Source organism: Candidatus Symbiopectobacterium sp. NZEC135 (genome assembly GCF_025962695.1).
In genome coordinates, this window is record NZ_JAGFPF010000693.1 from 1 (window position 1) to 1032 (window position 1032).

Here is a 1032-nt window from a genome sequence, read left to right on the forward strand (position 1 = left end):
AAACCGCATTGCAGCGCACGCTGGAGGGCTTGCCCGGCCCCGCCTACCTCAGTATCCCGCTGGATCTGCTGAAAACCGAGGTGCCGGATCGGGCGGCATTGGACATGTTGCAAGCCGTGCAGCCACTCACCCGGTCGAAGAAAGCCAAGCCTGCGCGCGCCGACATTATTCGCGCCGCCCAGAGCATCACCGATGCCACGCATCCGATGATTGTCATTGGTAATCAGGTTATCCGCGACACTGCACAGGCAAGCGTGTGCCGCTTCGCACAACAGATCAATGCGCCAATTATCTGCGCCCTCGCAGCCAAGGGCGCCGTGCCCGACGATCACCCTCAGTTTCTGACTGCCGCCAATCAATATCTGGATAGCGTATACCGCACATCCGTGCTGCACCCGCTGTTTGAGGGCGTCGATTTGATGATTTTGATTGGCTACGATTTCGGTGAGGACCTGAAACCGGCATTGTGGGGTAACGATAAACCCACGCTGATGATAAACAGCGTAGATGTCCCCATGGGCGATATTTTCCAACCCGATATTCTCTGTCTGGGCAATATCACACGCAGCCTTGACCAACTTGCCCACTACGCGTTGCCTCAGCAGGAATGGCTGGCGTCTCATCAGCGATTGAAGCGTTTTTTTGACATGCGCCAGCCCGCAGCACAGCCTGACACCCTCACCGATATTCCACGCATTGTGGCTGCCTTGAGCACCGCGCTGGGGCATGATGGCATATTCTGTAGCGACGTCGGGTTGCACCAGCAGTATGCCGGGCTGCTGGCTACCACCTACCGTTCAAACCACTTTTTGTGTTCCAACGTCTGCGGCAGTTTCGGCTTTGGCCTCCCCGCTGCCATGGCGGCGCAGATATGCCATCCCGAAACGCGCGTTATTGCCTTCTGCGGCGACGGCGGATTTCACACCACCAGCCAGGAACTTGAAACCCTTGCCCGTTACTCGCTACCGGTGGTTATCGTGGTTCTGTCGGATTCAGCGTTTGGCCTTATCAAGTATTACCAGCATCTCGAGG

At 57.1% G+C, this 1032-nt stretch carries 1 protein-coding gene; it reads left to right on the forward strand.

Features of this window, described 5'->3' with window-relative positions:
- Positions 1-1032, forward strand: a 1032-nt coding sequence (locus tag J5224_RS29785; RefSeq protein ID WP_264628667.1) for a thiamine pyrophosphate-dependent enzyme, incomplete at both ends; no start/stop codon positions are given.